Source organism: Pseudomonas sp. NPDC089734 (genome assembly GCF_044748865.1).
In the GTDB taxonomy this organism is placed as follows: Bacteria; Pseudomonadota; Gammaproteobacteria; order Pseudomonadales; family Pseudomonadaceae; genus Aquipseudomonas.
Map to the genome: position 1 here is coordinate 43318 of NZ_JBIVGV010000004.1, position 18885 is coordinate 62202.

Annotated in this window: 14 protein-coding genes; 7 read left to right on the forward strand and 7 right to left on the reverse strand. The window is 59.8% G+C overall.

The window, feature by feature from the left end; all coding sequences use genetic code 11:
* The first annotated feature begins 481 nt into the window (after positions 1-481).
* Entirely contained in the window at positions 482-1993 is a 1512-nt protein-coding gene (locus ACIPY9_RS06795; RefSeq protein ID WP_400699080.1) for a sigma-54 interaction domain-containing protein, read from the forward strand.
* A 68-nt stretch (positions 1994-2061) separates the two neighbouring features.
* Here ACIPY9_RS06795 and ACIPY9_RS06800 read toward each other — a convergent pair whose 3' ends face one another.
* Complete coding sequence (locus tag ACIPY9_RS06800; protein ID WP_400698453.1) at positions 2062-3249, reverse strand: MFS transporter; 1188 nt, start codon at positions 3247-3249, stop codon at positions 2062-2064.
* A gap of 315 nt (positions 3250-3564) precedes the next feature.
* Here ACIPY9_RS06800 and ACIPY9_RS06805 point away from each other — a divergent pair, with 315 nt between their 5' ends.
* On the forward strand, positions 3565-4530 hold the full coding sequence (locus ACIPY9_RS06805) for an ABC transporter substrate-binding protein (protein ID WP_400698455.1): 966 nt from the start codon (positions 3565-3567) through the stop codon (positions 4528-4530).
* A 34-nt stretch (positions 4531-4564) separates the two neighbouring features.
* Here the strand turns inward: ACIPY9_RS06805 and ACIPY9_RS06810 are convergent, their stop codons facing one another.
* Entirely contained in the window at positions 4565-5533 is a 969-nt protein-coding gene (locus ACIPY9_RS06810; protein WP_400698458.1) for a LysR family transcriptional regulator, read from the reverse strand.
* 102 nt (positions 5534-5635) lie between these two features.
* On the opposite strand from ACIPY9_RS06810, the gene ACIPY9_RS06815 reads away from it, so the two are divergent.
* Both ACIPY9_RS06815 and ACIPY9_RS06820 read left to right on the forward strand, forming a co-directional pair.
* Complete coding sequence (locus ACIPY9_RS06815) at positions 5636-6838, forward strand: aspartate aminotransferase family protein (protein WP_400698461.1); 1203 nt, start codon at positions 5636-5638, stop codon at positions 6836-6838.
* Between the two features lie 126 nt (positions 6839-6964).
* Entirely contained in the window at positions 6965-7498 is a 534-nt protein-coding gene (locus tag ACIPY9_RS06820) for a DUF4174 domain-containing protein (protein WP_400698464.1), read from the forward strand.
* Between the two features lie 47 nt (positions 7499-7545).
* Here ACIPY9_RS06820 and ACIPY9_RS06825 read toward each other — a convergent pair whose 3' ends face one another.
* Together ACIPY9_RS06825 and ACIPY9_RS06830 are read right to left on the reverse strand one after the other, a co-directional pair.
* Positions 7546-7986 (reverse strand): CBS domain-containing protein, encoded by a 441-nt coding sequence (locus ACIPY9_RS06825; protein ID WP_400698467.1) that lies wholly within the window; start codon positions 7984-7986, stop codon positions 7546-7548.
* Positions 7987-8086: 100 nt separating this feature from the next.
* Positions 8087-10591 carry a TonB-dependent siderophore receptor gene (locus tag ACIPY9_RS06830; protein ID WP_400698470.1) on the reverse strand — a complete coding sequence of 835 codons (2505 nt, stop codon included), beginning with the start codon at positions 10589-10591 and terminating at the stop codon, positions 8087-8089.
* A 178-nt stretch (positions 10592-10769) separates the two neighbouring features.
* Between ACIPY9_RS06830 and ACIPY9_RS06835 the strand changes: the two genes are divergently transcribed.
* Positions 10770-13133: a DNA polymerase II gene (locus ACIPY9_RS06835; RefSeq protein ID WP_400698473.1), complete on the forward strand. Its 2364-nt coding sequence runs from the start codon at positions 10770-10772 to the stop codon at positions 13131-13133.
* 82 nt (positions 13134-13215) lie between these two features.
* Positions 13216-14058 carry a PhzF family phenazine biosynthesis protein gene (locus ACIPY9_RS06840; protein ID WP_400698476.1) on the forward strand — a complete coding sequence of 281 codons (843 nt, stop codon included), beginning with the start codon at positions 13216-13218 and terminating at the stop codon, positions 14056-14058.
* A gap of 630 nt (positions 14059-14688) precedes the next feature.
* Here ACIPY9_RS06840 and ACIPY9_RS06845 read toward each other — a convergent pair.
* The 3 genes from ACIPY9_RS06845 to ACIPY9_RS06855 all read right to left on the reverse strand — a co-directional run bounded on the left by ACIPY9_RS06845 (position 14689) and on the right by ACIPY9_RS06855 (position 17726).
* Positions 14689-15567, reverse strand: coding sequence for a TIGR03915 family putative DNA repair protein (locus ACIPY9_RS06845; protein WP_400698479.1), 879 nt, complete (start codon positions 15565-15567; stop codon positions 14689-14691).
* Positions 15564-16784: a putative DNA modification/repair radical SAM protein gene (locus tag ACIPY9_RS06850; RefSeq protein WP_400698481.1), complete on the reverse strand. Its 1221-nt coding sequence runs from the start codon at positions 16782-16784 to the stop codon at positions 15564-15566. Before ACIPY9_RS06850 ends, ACIPY9_RS06845 begins: the two co-directional genes overlap by 4 nt.
* Positions 16785-16853: 69 nt before the next feature.
* A complete protein-coding gene (locus ACIPY9_RS06855; RefSeq protein WP_400698484.1) occupies positions 16854-17726 on the reverse strand; it encodes a LysR substrate-binding domain-containing protein in 873 nt (290 codons plus the stop codon).
* Positions 17727-17974: 248 nt separating this feature from the next.
* Between ACIPY9_RS06855 and ACIPY9_RS06860 the strand changes: the two genes are divergently transcribed.
* Positions 17975-18829: a transporter substrate-binding domain-containing protein gene (locus ACIPY9_RS06860; RefSeq protein WP_400698487.1), complete on the forward strand. Its 855-nt coding sequence runs from the start codon at positions 17975-17977 to the stop codon at positions 18827-18829.
* Positions 18830-18885: the final 56 nt, after the last annotated feature.

The following is an 18885-nucleotide window of genomic DNA, read 5'->3' on the forward strand; positions in this document are numbered from 1 at the left end:
CAAGAAATTGCACCTGTGCGCATTTTTCTGCTCACGGTGTTTTATCGGCCTGACTTCAGGTGTGAAGCGTGTATTTCGCACTTTTCTAAAGGAGAAAACTGCGCAATAAGTTGCACATGATGGCGTTTGGTTTTTGAGAAGTGTTTTTGATATTTATCAATTGCTTAGATATGTGTGGGAATTTTCCTAAAGATCATGAGGCATACTGTTTTTGCTTGTGAAAGATGCATGCCGCCGCTAGGGTTAATCCCGTCAATCCGGACGCTTTTCATTCGTTGCCCTCTATCGGTATCTACAGGATATACGGCCTTTTCCAAGTAAGGCTGGACGATAAGAGTGTGGGTAACAATGACCGTGTTCATGTCTTTACGTTTTTACAGTGAGTCGATCTTGGGTAACTGCAAGGAAGCAAAAGCGGCAGGCAGCAAGAGGCCCGTGCCATGCCGGACGACATGCCATGGAGGCATTTGAGATGGACTCCATATTCGCGTTGATCGACGAGCCTCTTGGCTATGCCCAGAGGCTCTGTGCGCAATACAAGCGTCTCTCGGGTTCGAGTGGCAGTGAGATGCTGGCCCATGACTTTGTACTGGCGGCAACGGAGCTGAGTGGCTGCGAGCTGATTCAGCTTTATATGCACGACGCTCCCCGTTCCCGCCTGTCATTGAATGCCGAGTGCCTTGAGGGCATTGTCAGGCGAAACATACCGGCAGACACCGGCCTTGATTTGCATGACGCGCCGCTGTTGCAGTTCTGTCTTGAGCAACAGCGTGTCATCACCGTGAACGAGCTGGGTTCCACCTTCTACGACGTCAACTTTCTCCCCGCTCATGAAAAGGCCTGGAAATCGCTTTTGTGCGTGCCTCTGGTCACTCAGGAACAGCGAGGGGCGGGCTTGCTGCTGTGCGTCAGCCAGACTCACAGGTCACTCGACGGTTTCTCCGAGTCCCTTGAAGGGCTGGGGACGTTCCTGTTGTCACAGTTGCAATTGCTGCAGCGTCTGCCAAGGCCTCGGTTGCCTGCCGTTTCCTCTCTCGATAGCGCACAGTGCCCGAGCCGCTATGGGCTGATTGGCCAGAGTGTCGCCATGCGCCAGGTCTGCCGGTTGATGGTGCGGGTCCTGAACAGCCCTTGTACCGTTCTGCTGACCGGGGAGACAGGCACAGGCAAAGAGGTGGTGTCGCGGGCCATTCATGAGCATGGCCCTCGTCGCTCCAGACCCTTTATCGTGCAGAACTGCGCTGCTTTTCCGGAGGGGCTTCTGGAAAGCGAACTGTTCGGTTATCGCAAGGGCGCCTTTACCGGAGCCGATCGTGATCGTCCGGGGCTGTTCGATTCGGCCAACGGAGGCACGTTATTGCTCGATGAGATTGGCGATATGCCGTTGTCCTTGCAGGCCAAGCTTCTGCGCGTGTTGCAGGAGGGGGAAATCCGCTCGCTGGGTTCCAGTGAAACCCGCAAGGTCGATGTACGGATCATTGCGGCCACTCACCGTGATCTTCCGGCACTGGTTGCCCAGGGGCAGTTTCGCGAAGACCTTTATTACCGTCTGGCCCAGTTTCCCATCGAGTTACCCTCATTGCATCAGCGTGAAGACGACATCGTGACGCTGGCAGTGCACTTCGCCGATCGGTACTGCCACTTTCTCCAGCGTACGCCGGTGCAATGGTCCGAAGTCACGCTTGCCTTGCTGAGAGAACGCGACTTTCCGGGCAATATTCGCGAGCTGAAGGGGCTTGTCGAACGTGCTGTCCTGTTATGCGACGGTGGGGAATTGCTGCCTGAGCACTTCTCCTTTGAACACAATCCTGTCGCCCGTGAAACGGGGTTCAATCTGCGAAAGCGTCTGGAACAGGTCGAGCGCAGTGTATTGATCGAGTGCCTGCGCAAGAGTGGTGGCAACCGCAGCCTCGCTGCACGCAGACTGGGTGTGGCGCGCCGTACATTGCTGTACCGCATGGCTCATCTGAATATCAAGCGTGACGAGCAGTAAGGTTGTGGCAGTGACATTCGTCAGCGTCTGCCCAACGCACCTTGCGTGGCCGGGCAGACGTCGTTGCCTCAATCTCCGCCTTTCATGCGACGGGCTATCAGATAAACCCCCAGTCCTGCCAGTGCCGTGGCTGCGCCAATGTACCCGGTGCTGGTCCAGCCCAGCCCGGCGGTAATGGCCATTCCGCCAAACCAGGGGCCGAGGGCATTGGCCAGATTGAACGCCGCGTGGTTGGAGGCCGCTGCCAGACTCGGTGCTTCATGGGCGATGTCCATGAGGCGGATCTGCAAGGGGGCAGCCAGTGCCACCATCGTGCCGACCAGACCGATACCCAGCAATACACCCCATGGCGAGCCTGCGGCCAGAGGGAAAAACAACAGCACGGCCATCGACCATACCAGCAGCAGGCCCACGGCGCGGAACTGCATCCGGTCGAACAGCTTGCCACCGACGATGTTGCCGATGATGCCGCCCACTCCGAATGCCGCCAGACCAAAGGGGATCCACTGTGGCGTGACGCGGGTCACTTCAAGCATGGTCGGAGCCAGATAGCTGAACACACAGAACATGCCCGCAAAACCGATGGCTCCGATTGCCAGGGCCATCCAGACCTGCGGCAGGGTAAAGGCACGCAATTCCTTGCGTGGGTCGCTGCGAGGCTCGTCGTGACGGTCAGGCACGAAGCGCCAGACCAGAGCGATGGTGCAGAGGGCAATCAACCCGACCAGAGCGAACGCCGAGCGCCAGCCCATGAACTGCCCCAGGAAAGTGGCGATAGGGTTGCCGAGCAACATCGCCAGGGTCAGTCCCATCATTACCCGTGCCACGGCACCGGCCCGCTGGTTGCCCGGAACCATGCTCGAGGCCACGACCGCTGCGATACCAAAGTAGGCCCCGTGTGGCAGGCCGCTGATAAAGCGAAACGCTACCAGAGAGCCGAATGTCGGTGTAAAGGCCGTGGCCAGATTACCCAGCGCATACAGCGCCATCAGCAACAGCAACATGTGTTTGCGCAGCAGCCTGGCACCAAGGATGGCCAGCAGCGGCGCGCCGACCATGACCCCCAGTGCGTAGGCGCTGATGGCATGACCCACTTGAGGCTCGCTCAGGTTCAGGTTACTGGCGATGTCAGGCATCAGGCCCATGATGGCGAATTCGCCCGTACCGATGGCGAAGCTTCCCACGGCCATGGCGGCTTCCATTTTGGCGGCGGCACGCGCAGGCAATACAGGCCCGGGTGTTTGCTGGATGGACATGCGTCACTCCGTTCAGGGAAAACCGACAATCCTAACCAAACAGGACCTGAGGCGTCTAGGACGGCCTTTGCAAGGAGTCAATCCTGCGATGCCATCTTTTGCAACGCCTCCGGGATGAGCGGGCATGGCAAGGCACGTTGTGAAGGCTGGTTGATGGGCATGGCTTTATAGGATGCATATTAGGATATGACAAAAATGCATTTCACTGATGACTGGCTTGTCGGTAAAGTCCCTTCCCGAAACATTCGCGACCGCACCGGCGGAACGGATAGCCCTGAACCCGAAGGCTGCCGTTCAGCCAGGAGTATGTCCGCGATGCCTCCCTTTGCAAGAATCCTGGCGCTTGGCGCCGCCCTGTTACTGGCTGGCCAGAGTCTGGCCGAACAACGTCTCGAGCTGCGTATCGGTGACCAGAAGGGCAACATGCGTGCCCAGCTGGAAGCTGCCGATGCCCTGCGCGATCTGCCTTATGACATTCGCTGGGCGGAGTTTCCGGCTGCCGCTCCTTTGGCCGAGGCCTTGAATGCCGGTGCAGTGGATGCCGGCATCATTGGCGATGCACCGCTGCTGTTTGCGCTGGCTTCCGGGGCGCAGGTCAAGGCGATTGCCGTGGACAAGTCCGACGCCTACGGCACGGCGGTGCTGGTCGATCCCAAATCGCCCCTGCAAACGGCGGCCGATCTCAAAGGCAAGCGTATTGCCACCGGGCGCGGTTCCATCGGTCATTACATTGCGCTCAAGGCGCTGGCCAGTGCCGGTTTGAGCGAAAAGGATGTGGCGTTCCGTTTCCTCGGGCCGGTGGATGCCAAGGTGGCTCTGGCCAATGGTTCTGTAGATGCCTGGGCAACCTGGGAGCCTTACACCGCGCTGGCCGAACTCAGTGGTCAGGGCAGGGTGCTGGTCAATGGGCGTGGCTTGTCCAGCGGCAATAGTTTTCTGGCGGCGACCGACAAGGCTCTGGCTGATCCGGCCCGCCGTGAGGCGTTGCAGGATTATCTGGCACGACTGGCCAGGGCGCAGGTTTGGGCCTATCAGAACCTCGACAGTTATTCCCGGACACTGGCGCAGATCATCGGCTTTCCCCAGGAGGCCGCTCGTCTGCAGTTCGAGCGTCGGCAGTTGCGCTGGCAGGCCGTGGACGCCAGAACCATCGCCGAACAACAGGACACCGCCGATTTCTATCAGGCGCATGGCCTGATCGCCAGCCCGCTGGATGTCAAACCGACGTTTGCCAGTGGTTTCGTCTTGCCTGCTGCCGATGCCGTGACGCAAACCCCCTGATCGTCACGACAGCACCTGAAAGGCGGTCGCAGCCTTACAGCACGTAAAGCTGCGGCAGGGGCTCCGACAGTTGAGGACTTTCATCCGCTGGCTGAACCGGTTTGCCCCACTGGTCCATCGTGAAGTCGACAAAACTGCGCAGTTTGGGCAACCGGTAACGGTCCTGTGAGTAGACCAGGTTCATGGGCCTGCTGGGCAGGTGATAGTCGGGCAGCAGGGCAACCAGCCGACCTTCCCGCAGGTCCTGCTGTACGAGGGCGTCGGGGAGCATGACGATTCCGCCACCGACCTTTGCCGTTTTGTACAGGCCGGCGGAGCTGTTCATCACCATGGGGCCATTGACCTCGACCGAGACTTCACCTTCCGGACCTGTCAGGCGCCAGTGCTTTTTCACGCCGCTCCAGTCGTCTCCGGCGGGGTAGGCGAACGCCAGGCAATCATGCAATTGCAGGTCTTCGGGGCGGATCGGCATGCCGCGACGGGCCAGATAGTCCGGCGAGGCGCAGATCGTCAGGGTGTAGTCCTGCAAGGGTCTCGCAATCAGACGGGAGTTATCCGGGACGCTGCCCATGCGAATGGCGGCATCGAAGCCGTTATCGATCAGGTCCAGACGCTGGTTGGTCAACACCAGATCCAGTTTGACCTTGGGGTATCGCAAAGAAAACTCGCACAGGGCCGGAGCCAGGATTTCCGAGCCGAACGTCAGCGGAGCGGTGATGCGCAATGTTCCGGTGGGGTCGCCCTGGGCCTGCTCGGCCAGTTGTTCGGACGCGGCGACCAGCCCCAGAACCTCCAGGCAGCGTTCGTAGTAAGCCGTGCCGAATTCTGTCAGTCGCTGGCGTCGGGTCGTGCGTTTGAGCAGGCTCACACCCAGGCGCTGTTCCAGTGCCCTGAGGTGATTGCCCACCATGGTGGTCGAAATCGAACAGGCCTGGGCTGCGCCTGTCATGCTGCCGGCTTCCACAACCTTTACGTACACCGACATTGCTTGGAATAAATCCATTATCAAGTCCAAGTTCAAAATGATTTAAGTATTTCAGTATTTATCCAGTCATGGTGGCTAACGATACTGCAAAAACTCACTGCCCACCCTGGAGTTTTGCACATGACCGACGCCTGCCTGATGACCACCTACAAACCTCTGGACCTCGACTTCGTCCGTGGCCTGGGCACGCGTCTGTGGGACCGTGCCGGTCGTGAGTACCTGGATGCCGTGGCGGGTGTTGCCGTGACCAATGTCGGTCATTCCCATCCTTTACTGGTCGCAGCCATCAGTGAGCAGGCAGGACTACTGTTACACACCTCCAATCTGTACAGCATTGATTGGCAGCAACGATTGGCGCATAAGTTGACGCAGCTGTCCGGCCTGGAGCGTGCGTTTTTCAACAATTCCGGAGCCGAGGCCAATGAAACCGCGCTCAAGCTCGCCCGTTTGCATGGCTGGCACAAAGGCATCGATCAGCCTTTGGTGGTCGTCATGGAGAACGCTTTTCACGGACGCACCCTGGGAACGTTGTCTGCCAGCGACGGTCCGGCTGTCCGGCTGGGTTTCAGTTCATTGCCGGGGAATTTCATCAAGGTGCCGTTCGGAGACATGGCAGCGTTCAATGCAGCCAGTGAAACTCATGGTGATCGCATTGCTGCGGTACTGGTCGAGCCCGTGCAGGGCGAGGCGGGTGTGCAGGTCGCTCCGGCGGGTTATCTGAAGGCCTTGCGTGAGCGTTGCAGCCGGCGCGACTGGCTGCTGATGCTGGATGAAATCCAGACAGGCATGGGCCGTACCGGACAATGGTTTGCCTTTGAACATGAAGGCATCGTGCCGGACGTCATGACCCTGGCCAAAGGCCTGGGCAATGGAGTGCCCATCGGTGCCTGTCTGGCACGGGGCAAGGCCGCCCGGCTGTTCACGCCCGGCAGTCATGGCAGCACGTTTGGAGGCAATCCGCTGGCTTGCCGTGCCGCCTGTACGGTGGTGGATATCATCGAGCGGCAAGGACTGGTGCAGAACGCACGGGAACAAGGGCAATACTTGCTCGAGCAATTGCGCGAGGCACTGGCCGGTCATCCCGACGTGGTTGCAATACGTGGCCTGGGGTTGATGATCGGAATCGAATTGAAGAGGACGATCCCGGATCTGACAGGGCTGGTCGCCCGTGATCATGGTGTGCTGATCAATGTGACGAGGGGCAGGACCATCCGGCTCTTGCCGCCACTGGTGATCGACCGGACAGAAATTGAAACGATTGTGCAGGGGATCGTCAAAGCCTTGAAGGATGATGGCTGCACGCCAGTTCAGGACGGTGCATAAGGTCATGTTGTGGGGGAGAGCGAATCCTGGGCTATACCGTGATGAGACAGATGCGGTAGAACAAAGGCGGGAATTACGAGTCTCTACGCGTAATGCTTCCCCCCATGGATTTGAAAGGAGCCCACCATGCTTATCCGGTCCCTGACCCTCGCCACCTTGCTTGTCGCTGCCGGCCCGTCGTTCGCGGCCGACAGCGATTCTCCGCTGGCACAGGAACGCGGCAAGACACGTCCGTTGATCATCATCGCGCCCAGTTCGGTCGATCCGACCCTGACCAGTCTGAAAAAGGCTCTTGAAGACCCCGCCAATCGTGAGGCGTTCGCTCAACGCAACATGGTGCTGTTTACCGTGGTCAATACCATCGGTGAGCGCAATGGCAAAACCATGGATGCCCAGTCGACCATGGCCCTGATCCGGGACCTCAAGCTTGGGGCCGGTGTGCAGACCAAGGTCATTCTGGTGGGCAAGGACGGCGAGAAGAAAATAGAAAAGGCCGGGGCCATCGATCCCAAGGAAATCTTTGCCACCATCGATCAGATGCCGATGCGTGAGCGGGAAGCCGCTGTTCCGCCACCTGAACCGGAGGCCAAACCAGCACCTGCCGAGAAAGGCACCAAGGCAGGCAAGCCCGGCACCCAAGGCAAGGCACTGGACGATTGAGGAAATGAACACGGGGCTGGCTTTATGTCAGCCCCTTTTTTTCAGATTCATTCGCCGCGAATGTACTGTTCCAGCTGTTGAATGAGGTTGGCCTGTTCACCTATGGCCTCTTTCACCAGATCGCCAATGGACAGAAGGCCCAACAGTTGGCCGTGTTCCACGACCGGCAAATGACGAAGGTGACTGTGGGTCATGATGCCCATGCAGGCTTCCACGGTCTGCTGTGAGTCGACGGTGATGACCTTGGTGCTCATGATGGCGCTCACTGGCGTACCCACAGAGGAGCGTCCCTTGAGGATCATCTTGCGCGCATAATCCCGTTCGCTGATTATCCCCACGACCACGCCTCCGGCCAGCACCGGCAATGCCCCGATATTCTTGTCGGCCATCAGCTTGAGTGCGTCGAGCACCATCTGGTCCGGGCCGATGGTATGCACCTGTTGATGGTGTTCGGATTTCAGCTTCAGCAGTTCGGCAACGGTTTTCATGAGGCTCTCCGGGGATGGTGGACCTGCATGATTGTAGTCCCCTGGCGGGGGGCTGCCGTGTCGAGAAAGCGGAGGGGCCGCAAGGCCCCGCCTGACGGTGTTACCAGCGATAGGTTGCGCTGGCCTGCACGGTGCGTTGCGCCCCGTACCAGCACCACGAATAGTAATAACAGGACGCAACATATTCCTTGTTGGCCAGGTTGGAGATGTTGAGGGCCAGACGCAGATTGTCCATCGGGCTATTGATGTTCGGGATGTCATAGTGGGCTGCGGCGTCGAACAGCGTGTAGCCCGGCACTTTCAGCGAGTTGACTTCATCGCCCCAGGTCGAGCCGACATAACGCGCACCGCCACCCACGCCAAAGCCTTTCATCCGGCCTTCCCGGAAGGTGTAATCGACCCAGGCCGATGCCGTGTGACGAGGAATGGCTGGCGGTGTAGTGCCTTCAGCCGGTTGGTCCGGGCCGTTGGCCTGGCCGACGATGCCGGGCTGGACCCTGACGGTGCTGTTGGACTTGCTGACCCGGTTATCCAGGTAGGCGTAGGCCGCGGTGATGTCCAGGTTGTCGTTCAGGCTGGCCTTGCCTTCGAGTTCAAAGCCACGGGACTGCACTTCGCCTGTCTGGACCTGGCAGCGAGCGCCGTTACAGATATTGGTCGCGACAGGGTCGGTGGTCAGGACATTGGTGCGGCGCAGATCGAAGATGGCGGCACTGATGAAACTGTTGCTTCCCGGTGGCTGGTACTTGATGCCCAACTCGTATTGCTTGCCCTCGGTCGGGTCGAAGGGCGAGCCACCGAAGCCGGTGCCTGATTGCGGCTCGAAGGATTCGGAGTAGCTGATGTACGGTGCCAGCCCGTTATCGAACAGATAGACCAGGCCGAGACGACCTGTGAAGGCCTCGCTTTCCACCGAGCTTTTGGTTTTCACGCCCGTGGCGATCCTTCTGGAGCTGTTGGTGCTGTCCGCCCAGTCGTAACGTCCACCGAGCAACAGCGCCCACTGGTCCCACTTCAACTGCTCTTGCAGGTACAGACCTTTCTGCTGGCTGCGGGCGGTGGCGTCGGTGCTGTAAACGACTGCCGGAACGGCACTGCCGTACACCGGATCGAACAGGTCCAGTGAGGGGCCGTTGCCACCGCCGGACTTGGTGTCGGTGCTGGTGTTCTGATAATCGGCGCCGAACAGAAGGGTGTGTTGCAGAGGGCCGGTATCAAACTTGGCCTGCACCTGATTATCGAGGGTGTAGGCGTCCAGATTGACATCGCTGGCAATGGTGTAGCGGCCCATGGTGCGGTAGTCAGGTTGCAGGGCATCGGTGCCGTTGTAGATGCTGCGGTACAAACCTTCGCTACGCATGTAGCGGGCGTTCTGGCGAACAGTCCAGACATCGTTCAGGTGATGCTCGAACAGATAGCCGATGGAGTGATATTCACGATCACTCTTCTCGAAATCCTTCTCGCCATCGTAGAAATCGACATCGATATGGCGACCGGTCGGGCTGTCCAGCAACGAACCGTAGGCGGGCATCGAACCGTAGGAGGCGCCCTTGGGATCGCTCTGATAGTTCGCCAGCAGGGTCAGGGACGTGTCCTCATTCGGACGCCAGGTGAATGCCGTGGCGATGGACTGGCGACGGGTTTCTGTGTGCTCGACCTGACCGTCGGCATCGTCGTACAGCCCGGAAAGGCGGTACGAGTAAATGCCCTGATCGTCGATCGGGCCGCCGAAATCAAAGGTGGTGCGTTTCTTGTTGAAGTTGCCGTATGTAAGACCGATCTCATGAAACGGCGTTTCGGTCGGCAATTTGCTGACCATGTTCACCACGCCGCTGGGGCTGGCCTGGCCATACAGTACCGACGACGGGCCGCGCAGCACTTCGACCCGTTCCAGGTCGAAAGCATCCTTTTGCGGGGAGGCATCACGGTTGTTCGGCATGCGCAGGCCGTCCAGATAGGTCGCCGGAGAAAAGCCGCGAATGCTCATCTGGTCCAGTCGCGACGCCGTAGAACCACGGGTCTCCGGCACCACCGCGGCGCTGTAGCGCAGGATCTGGTTGAGGCTCGAAGCCCCTTGAGCCTTCATCTGATCCTTGGTGACCACCGAAATCGACTGCGGCGTTTCGATCAAGGCGGTGTCGGTCTTGGTGCCCGTTCTGCCACGTGTCGCGACATACCCGGCTACCGGGCCGCTGGCGCTTTCAGATTGAGCGCTGCCCGTGATGCTGGTGGCCTGAAGCTCCATGGCTCCGTCGACTGAGGCGGGTGCCGGTTCAATGCGATAGCGATTGACCGAGATCGACAGGGCCTGCAAGCCCGTGCCGCCCAGCACCCGTGTCAGGGCCTCATGGGTCGTGAACGGGCCTTGCACACCCTGACTGCGTTTGCCCCGTGTCAGGGCCGGATCGAACGCCAGCACCAGACCCGCCTGCTCCGCAAGGGCATTGAGCGCCTGGCTCAAATCCCCGGACGGGACCGAGAAACCGTGTACAGCGCTGTTCTGTGCATGGGGCAGGGATGACTCGGCGGCTTGCAGCGGTACGGCGGCACACACCATGAGGATGGCAAGTGCCAATGGGTGCAACGAGCTGGCAGGGCGTGACATGAAAGGTCCTTGGTGTAAATGGAAGGTTTCCTTAGCCCTGACGCACATAAACGGAAAACGGACAGTCGGGTGGGAAATATTTTCCTGATCCTCATGGTCATTCTGCGTCTGTCATGCCTGTAAAACCACGCATGAAGGGTAGAATGGCCTCCTGAAACATTTTCCCGAGGTCATCGCGTTGGATTTACAGCAGGGCTTTATCCTGAGTCGACACTGGCGTGATACGCCTGCCGGGACTGAAGTCGATTTCTGGCTGGCCACCGATGACGGTCCTCGACATATCCGTCTGCCTCTTCAGCCTTCGGTCGCCTTCGTGCCTGCCGAGCAGCGTGAGCGTGCCCAGGCGTTGCTGCGAGGCGAGCGTGGCGTGGAGCTGCGTCCACTGGGGCTCTGTGATTTCCGGCATCGCCCGGTGCTGGGTGTCTATTGCCAGCAGCATCGCCAGTTGATGAGCATCGAGAAACTGCTGCGCAAGGGCAATGTGGACGTTTATGAGGCCGATATCCGGCCTCCCGAGCGCTACCTGATGGAGCGTTTCATCACTGCGCCGGTATTGTTCGGCGGCACGCCCAATGCCGAGGGCGTGCTGTGCGAGGCATTCATCAAGCCCGACCCGGATTATCGGCCGCAATTGAAGCTGGTGTCGCTGGATATCGAAACCACATCCAGGGGTGAGCTGTATTCCATTGCGCTGGAAGGCTGTGGGCAGCATCAGGTTTACATGCTGGGGCCTGCCAACGGCGGCAATGAAGCGCTGGATTTTCAGCTCGACTATTGCGACACCCGTGCGCAGTTGCTGGAGCGGCTGAACCAGTGGCTTGCCCTGCACGACCCGGATGCCATCATCGGCTGGAATGTGGTGCAGTTCGACCTGCGCGTCTTGCATGAGCATGCCCGGCGCCTTCAGGTTCCCTTGATGCTGGGGCGTGGCGGCGAGCCCATGGGCTGGCGGGAGCATGGCAGCCGCAACAATCATTACTTCGCCGATATCAGCGGTCGTCTGGTGATCGATGGCATCGAGGCGCTGCGTTCCGCCACCTGGAACTTTCCGTCGTTCAGCCTTGAAAACGTTGCGCAGACCTTGCTGGGAGAAGGCAAGGCCATCGATACGCCGTATCAGCGCATGGATGAAATCAACCGGATGTTCGCCGAGGACAAGCCGGCACTGGCCCGTTACAACATCAAGGACTGTGAACTGGTGACCCGGATCTTTGCCAAGACCGAGTTGCTCACCTTTCTGCTGGAGCGTGCCACGGTCACCGGATTGCCTGCGGATCGCAGCGGTGGGTCGGTCGCCGCGTTCTGTCATTTGTACATCCCGTTGATGCACCGGCAGGGCTTTGTCGCCCCCAACCTCGGGGAGCGCATGCCGGAAGCCAGCCCCGGCGGTTTCGTCATGGATTCGCAACCCGGTCTCTATGAGTCCGTGCTGGTGCTGGATTACAAGAGCCTGTACCCGTCGATCATCCGTTCCTTCCTGATCGATCCCGTGGGGCTCATCGAAGGCATGCGCCAGCCGGATGACGAGCATTCCGTGCCGGGCTTTCGTGGGGCGCGTTTTTCCCGCACACGACACAGCCTGCCAGCCATCGTAGAGCGGGTCTGGCAGGGCCGTGAAGTCGCCAAGCGCGAGCACAATGCGCCATTGTCCCAGGCGCTGAAGATCATCATGAACGCCTTCTATGGCGTATTGGGTTCCAGCGGTTGCCGTTTCTTCGATCCGCGTCTGGCGTCGTCGATCACCCTGCGAGGCCATGAAATCATGCTCAAGACCCGTGAGCTGATTCAGGCCAGGGGACATACGGTGATCTACGGTGATACTGACTCGACCTTCGTCTGGCTGGGCCGCCCTCATGGCCAGCAGGAAGCGGCGGACATAGGTCGGGAACTGGTCGCGTACGTCAACCGGTGGTGGCGTGAACATTTGCTCAGCGAATATGGTCTGCACAGTGCGCTGGAACTGCAGTATGAAACGCATTTTCGCCGCTTCCTGATGCCGACCGTACGAGGGGCGGAAGAGGGCAGCAAGAAGCGTTATGCCGGGCTGGTGACACGGGCCGACGGCTCCGAGGAAATGGTCTACAAAGGCCTTGAAACCGTACGGACCGACTGGTCGCCGCTGGCCCAGCAGTTTCAGCAGGAGCTGTACCTGCGGATCTTCAAGCGCCAGCCTTATCAGGATTACGTGCGCGATTATGTGCGACGAACCCTGGCGGGCGAACTCGATGACTTGCTGGTCTATCGCAAGCGACTGCGACGCAAGCTGGACGACTACCAGCGCAATGTCCCGCCCCATGTGCGGGCGGCGCGCATGGCCGATGAGTACAACGAACGCCAGGGGCGACCGCTCCAGTATCAGAGCGGTGGCTGGATCAGCTATGTGATCAGTGTTGCCGGGCCTGAACCCCTGGAGATTCGTACTGCGCCTATCGACTACGACCACTACGTCACCCGACAACTGCAACCCTTGGCGGACGCCATCCTGCCGTTTGTGGACGATGATTTCAGCACCCTGATCGGCGGGCAACTGGGGCTTTTCTGAGTCCTGCGATAACGCTGGTTGTTCTTCATCGGCCCGGCGTGGCAACCTTCATGCCCTTGCCCCGCGACAGGTAGTCCGTGATATGAGTGCGTTTTCGTTCAAGCAACTGGATGTTTTCAGCCGTGAGCCTTTGATGGGCAACCCGTTGGCCGTGGTGCTGGGGGCCGATGAGGTGGATGACGCGCGCATGGCCGCCTTTGCGCGCTGGACCAACCTGAGCGAAACCACTTTTGTGCTAAAGCCTGTCGATCCGCGTGCGGACTACCGGGTGCGGATTTTCACCACCGCGAAGGAGTTGCCGTTTGCTGGTCACCCTACGTTGGGCACGTGCCATGCCTGGCTTGAAAGCGGCGGCATGCCCAAGGGCGAGGAAATCATTCAGGAGTGCGGTATCGGGCTGGTGCGCATTCGTCGGAGCGATAATCAGCTGGCATTCACGGCCCCACCGTTTCGACGTTTCGAGCCTGTCGAGGCGCAACTGCTGGAGCGTGTGCGCCTTGGGATGGGGCTGGAGCCCGGAGCCATTCTGGATGCCCGCTGGGTCGACAACGGCGTAGGGTGGCTGGCCATCCGGCTTGCGGACCGGGCCAGTGTGCTGGCCTTGCAGCCGGACTACTCGCAACTGCTTGGGCTGGCGATCGGTGCCTTTGCGCCCTGGAACCCGGCTGTGGACGGCGATGAGGCCCAGTTCGAGGTGCGTGCCTTCGTGCCCGGCGAGGGCATGCCTGAAGACCCGGTCACCGGCAGCCTCAATGCCGGGATTGCCCGCTGGCTGTTGAGCGAGGGCCTGGCTCCTGATAGTTATGTGGCGAGCCAGGGCACGGCCATGGGCCGCAAGGGGCGGGTGTATGTTCAGCGCGTCGATGATGACATCTGGATCGGTGGTGCAGCGGTGACCTGCATCGATGGCCAGGTTTCGCTGTAGGACCGAATTTATTCGGGAAGGCGGTCTTTCAGGCGCTGGGTTGTGTTGGGTGGGCTGGTTTTTCGCGAATGAATTCGCTCCTACGGGGGCGCGTGTGTTTTGTGGGACCGAATTTATTCGGGAAGGCGGTCTTTCAGGCGCTGGGTTGTGTCGGGTGGGCTGGTTTTTCGCGAATGAATTCGCTCCTACGGGGGCGCGTGTTTTGTGGGACCGAATTTATTCGGGAAGGCGGTCTTTCAGGCGCTGGGTTGTGTCGGGTGGACTGGCTTTTCGCGAATGAATTCGCTCCTACGGGGGCGCGTGTTTTGTGGGACCGAATTTATTCGGGAAGGCGGTCTCCCAGACGCTGGGTCGTGTTGGATGGACTGGTTTTTCGCGAATGAATTCGCTCCTACGGGGGCGCGTGTTTTGTGGGACCGAATTTATTCGGGAAGGCGGCCTTTCAGGCGTTGGGTTGTGTCGGGTGGGCTGGTTTTTCGCGAATGAATTCGCTCCTACGGGTGGGCGCGTGTTTTGTGGGACCGAATTTATTCGGGAAGGCGGTCTCCCAGGCGCTGGGTTGTGTTGGGTGGGCTGGCTTTTCGCGAATGAATTCGCTCCTACGGGGGCGCGTGTTTTGTGGGGCCGAATTTATTCGGGAAGGCGGTCTCCCAGACGCTGGGTTGTGTTGGATGGACCGGCCCCGATCCTTTTACCCGGCCTCCGGCTGATCTCCCGGGCCTGTCCGTCTCTCTGCTTGCCGGTGCGGGCCTGGGTGATCAGGGCGGGAATCAGCGGACCTTCGGGCAGGGTCTTCCAGAAGCGGGCCGGCATATGCCCCTCCATGACCTTGGGGTTCAGGCGTGCCGGGTTGAAGATGTGGCTGTAATAGGCCAGCCACAGATCGCCATGAGGATCCTCCACCTGACGCGCCATCTTTTGCCAGACTTCAGGGCAGCGACGCTCGTGGATCAGTTGCGTGCCGTCGTAGTAAACACCGTCTTTGGGCGTGGCGATCATCCAGCGATGCTGCCCCATACGCCCGATGAAATGCTCGCTGGCGCTGTGCAGAATGTCATGGGCCGGTTCATGCCAGGCCACGTATTCAGGCTGCAGCAGCTCCGGTGCCGAACCTGAGGCAGGCAGGGCCACGAAGCGCAGGAATGCATGTAAATGATGGGCCTCGCGGCCAATGGTCTTGAGGCGTCGATGCAACTCGCTGCCCAGCCTGTCACCGGCCAGCATGGCGGTGCGGTCGCCGTGGCTGACTCGCCAGAGCACTTCGTACAGCAGGCTCCAGCGCTGATCGCCCCGGTAGCAGGCTGCACGTTGCAGCAGTTTCACCAACTCCAGCGGAACACGCGCCTGGAAGGGGCCCGGTTGTTGAGGAATTTCCTCATCGCTGGAAAACAGGTCCGCCGCGCTGCCAGCCTTCCAGCTCACTCGGCTGGGGTCCACTTCATGGCTCAACAACCAGCGTGCCTGCTGGCGCCAGGTGTCGAACAGGTCGTCGCAATCCAGACAGATCATGCCCATAGCCCCAGTTGCTGAGGTTGCGGGCGATCACGCAACTGATGATGCAGGTGTTCGCTGCTGCTGTCGGCTTGCGAGGGACGGTAATCGCTGGTGATGATGAAGGGCCTGGCCTTGGCCAGAATGCAGCGCAGCCGGGTCAGGTCTTCGTAGCGGATGCGCCGTTGTCTGCGCAATTCCACCAGACGTTGAGTGGTGCGTATGCCGATGCCGGGAATACGGGCGATCAGGGCCGGTTCGGCCCGGTTCAGGTCCAGCGGAAACACGTCCCGGTTGTTCAAGGCCCAGGCCAGCTTGGGGTCGATATCCAGCGCCAGATCCCCCGGTCCCTTGAGTAGTTCGGTGGCAGTAAAACCATAGCCGCGCAGCAGAAAGTCAGCCTGATACAGACGATGCTCGCGCAACAGGGGCGGCGCGGCCAGTGGCACGCTGTCCGGGCTGTTGGGGATCGGGCTGAAGGCCGAGTAATACACCCGTCGCAGCTTGAAGTGACTGTAGAGCGACTGGGCGCTGTGCAGGATGGTGCTGTCATCGGTGGCGTCGGCACCCACAATCATCTGGGTACTTTGCCCGGCTGGCGCAAAACGCGGGGCGCGAGGCTCGTTGAGCACGGTCTGTTCGCCGGTATGGATGGTCTTCATGGCCTGCTTGATGGACACGACGTTCTTTTCCGGTGCCAGGGTCTGCAGGCTGGTGTCGGTCGGCAGTTCGATATTCACGCTCAGGCGATCGGCATAGCGCCCGGCCTGCTCGATCAGCGCCGGGTCGGCGTCGGGGATGGTCTTGAGGTGGATATAGCCGCGGAATTCGTGTTTTTCGCGCAGCAACCGGGCCACCTGCACCAGTTGCTCCATGGTGTAGTCGGCCGAGCGGATGATGCCGGAACTCAGGAACAGCCCGCTGACGCAGTTACGGCGATAGAAATCCAGAGTCAGGGTGACGACTTCTTCTGGGCTGAAGCGGGCGCGGGGCACATCGCTGGAGCGACGGTTGACGCAATACTGGCAGTCATACAGGCAAAAGTTGGTCAGCAGGATTTTCAGCAGCGAGACACAGCGGCCATCGGGCGTGAAACTGTGGCAGATGCCCATGCCGTTGGTCGAACCCAGCCCCGTCTTGCCTTGCGAGCTGCGCTTGGGTGCGCCGCTGCTGGCGCATGACGCATCGTATTTGGCGGCGTCCGCCAGAATGCTGAGCTTGTCGATGAGCTGCATGAAAAATACCGGATACTGTTTTTATATACAGTATCCGGTTGTATAGCGTACGACAAGCACCGAATGGCCCTACAACCCCTGACTGTTCCTGATCAGTTCATAGGCCTTGCGAGCCAGTGGATTCACGGTGTTGGGCCTGATCCACAGGTGATAGGTCACGTCCGGCAGACGTGGCAGGCCATCTTTTTCACCCAGCACGCGCATGTCTGGTCCGAGCATTTCCATGCTGCGCGGCGTCACGCCGAGACCGGCGCGAGTGGCGGCCTTGATGCCGATCAGGTTGGAGGCCAGGTAAGCCTGTCGCCACGGAATATTGGCGGCTTCCAGGGCTTGCAAGGCATAGCGACGATAGATGCTCGGTTCATCCACCAGAATCAGCGGCAAGGGTTCGTCCGGTACATGGATGTATTGCGCGGAACAGATCCACCACACCGGTGACGTACGCAGGGCAAAGCCTTCCAGTGTCGAGTCTTCCCGGGTGGAAATCACCATGTCCACCTTGCCCCGATGCAGGTCTTCCATCAGGAACGGGCTGCGGCCCACATCGATTTCAAGGCGCAGACGCGGGGCCGAACGAGCGATATGGCTCAGCAGCGGAGGCAGGATGGTGTCGGCGATGTCATGGGGCGAGCCGATGCGCAGCACGCCGCTCAGGCTGCTTTCGCGCAGTGAGTTCAGGGCGTCGTCATTGAGCGACAGCATCTGCCGTGCGTGACGCAGCAGTTGTCGGCCCGGCTCGGTCAGTTGCTTCTGACGGCCCTGTTTCTGAAACAGGCTGACCCCGACCTGCTGCTCCAGGCGCTGCATGTGCTGAGTGACCGAGGACTGGGTGCGTGAGAGTTGCAGTCCGGCTTCGGCAAAGCTGTGGTGATCGACCACGGCGACAAAGGTACGCAGCAGTTCCAGGTCGAGCGTGGTGGCCGTATTCGGGGTGTCGGACATGGTGTTTTTCGTTGAATTCATATCAGAGGCTCAGGCTAATACATTACGTAATTTTATGTATGGCGGTGTGGTTTTTTTGATGAGCCCTTTTTTACCCCGTAAATATTGAGTCTCTTGCAGGGTGAAGGCATGTCCTGCACGGAAAGTTATAACCATATTTGATATTTGAATTTCCGTTAACCGGCGACGGACCGTAGTGTCCCGACATCAGATCGGGGGACGCCGATCATTAGCCAGGGGGAATTTTCATGCCGACTCACGTGCAAAGCAGGCGCTCATCCGTTTCACGTTTTCTTCCGCTTGTGTTGGGGGCACTGGCAGGTATGGCGGTCAGCGGCGCTGCGCTGGCGGACGCCACACTGGACAGGATTCAGGAGCGTCATCGTCTGGTGGTGGGTGTATTGCTCTCCGGTGGGCCGTTCGGCTCCATTGACCCCACGACTCAGAAGCCCAAGGGCGTCAATGTGGATCTGGCCGAAGATCTGGGGCGTCGTCTGGGTGTCGAGGTCGAACTGGTTTCGGTCTTGACCGCCAACCGCGTGCAATTCCTGCAACAGGGCAAGGTGGACCTGCTGATCGCCAACATGGAATGGACACCCGAGCGCGGGCAGATTCTGGGTTCCGTGCCGACACCGTTCTACCGCGTGGGCGGCACGGCTGCCGTACTCAAGGACAGCCCGATCACCCGTTGGGAAGATCTCAAGGGTCAGCCGGTCTGCACCTCGCAGGGCAGCAGTTACATTAAGGCCCTGACCGGGTTCGGCGCTGAACTCAAGGCATTCAAGACCTCGGCGGAATCCTTGCTGGCCTTGCGCGGCAACAACTGCGTTGCCGCCGTACACGACGCCACGCTGGTCAATCCACTGCTGGCCAGTAACGAAGAGTGGAAGGGCTACCGCGCGATTACGCCTGAACTCAACCCTGCGCCTTCAGTGATCTGGACCCGCTCGGGAGAAACCGACACCCAGACTCGCCTGGACAGCATCGTGCAGGACTGGCACCGCACAGGCTGGTTGATCGAACTCGAAAAACGCCACCACATCACACCGGCATCTCCGGCACTGGTTGAGCTGCACGAACAGTTCAAGGCCAAAGACGCCTGATTCTCTCGATACCCACTTTCTCCATTCCATGCCGATGCGTCGCGCGTCGGCCAGCA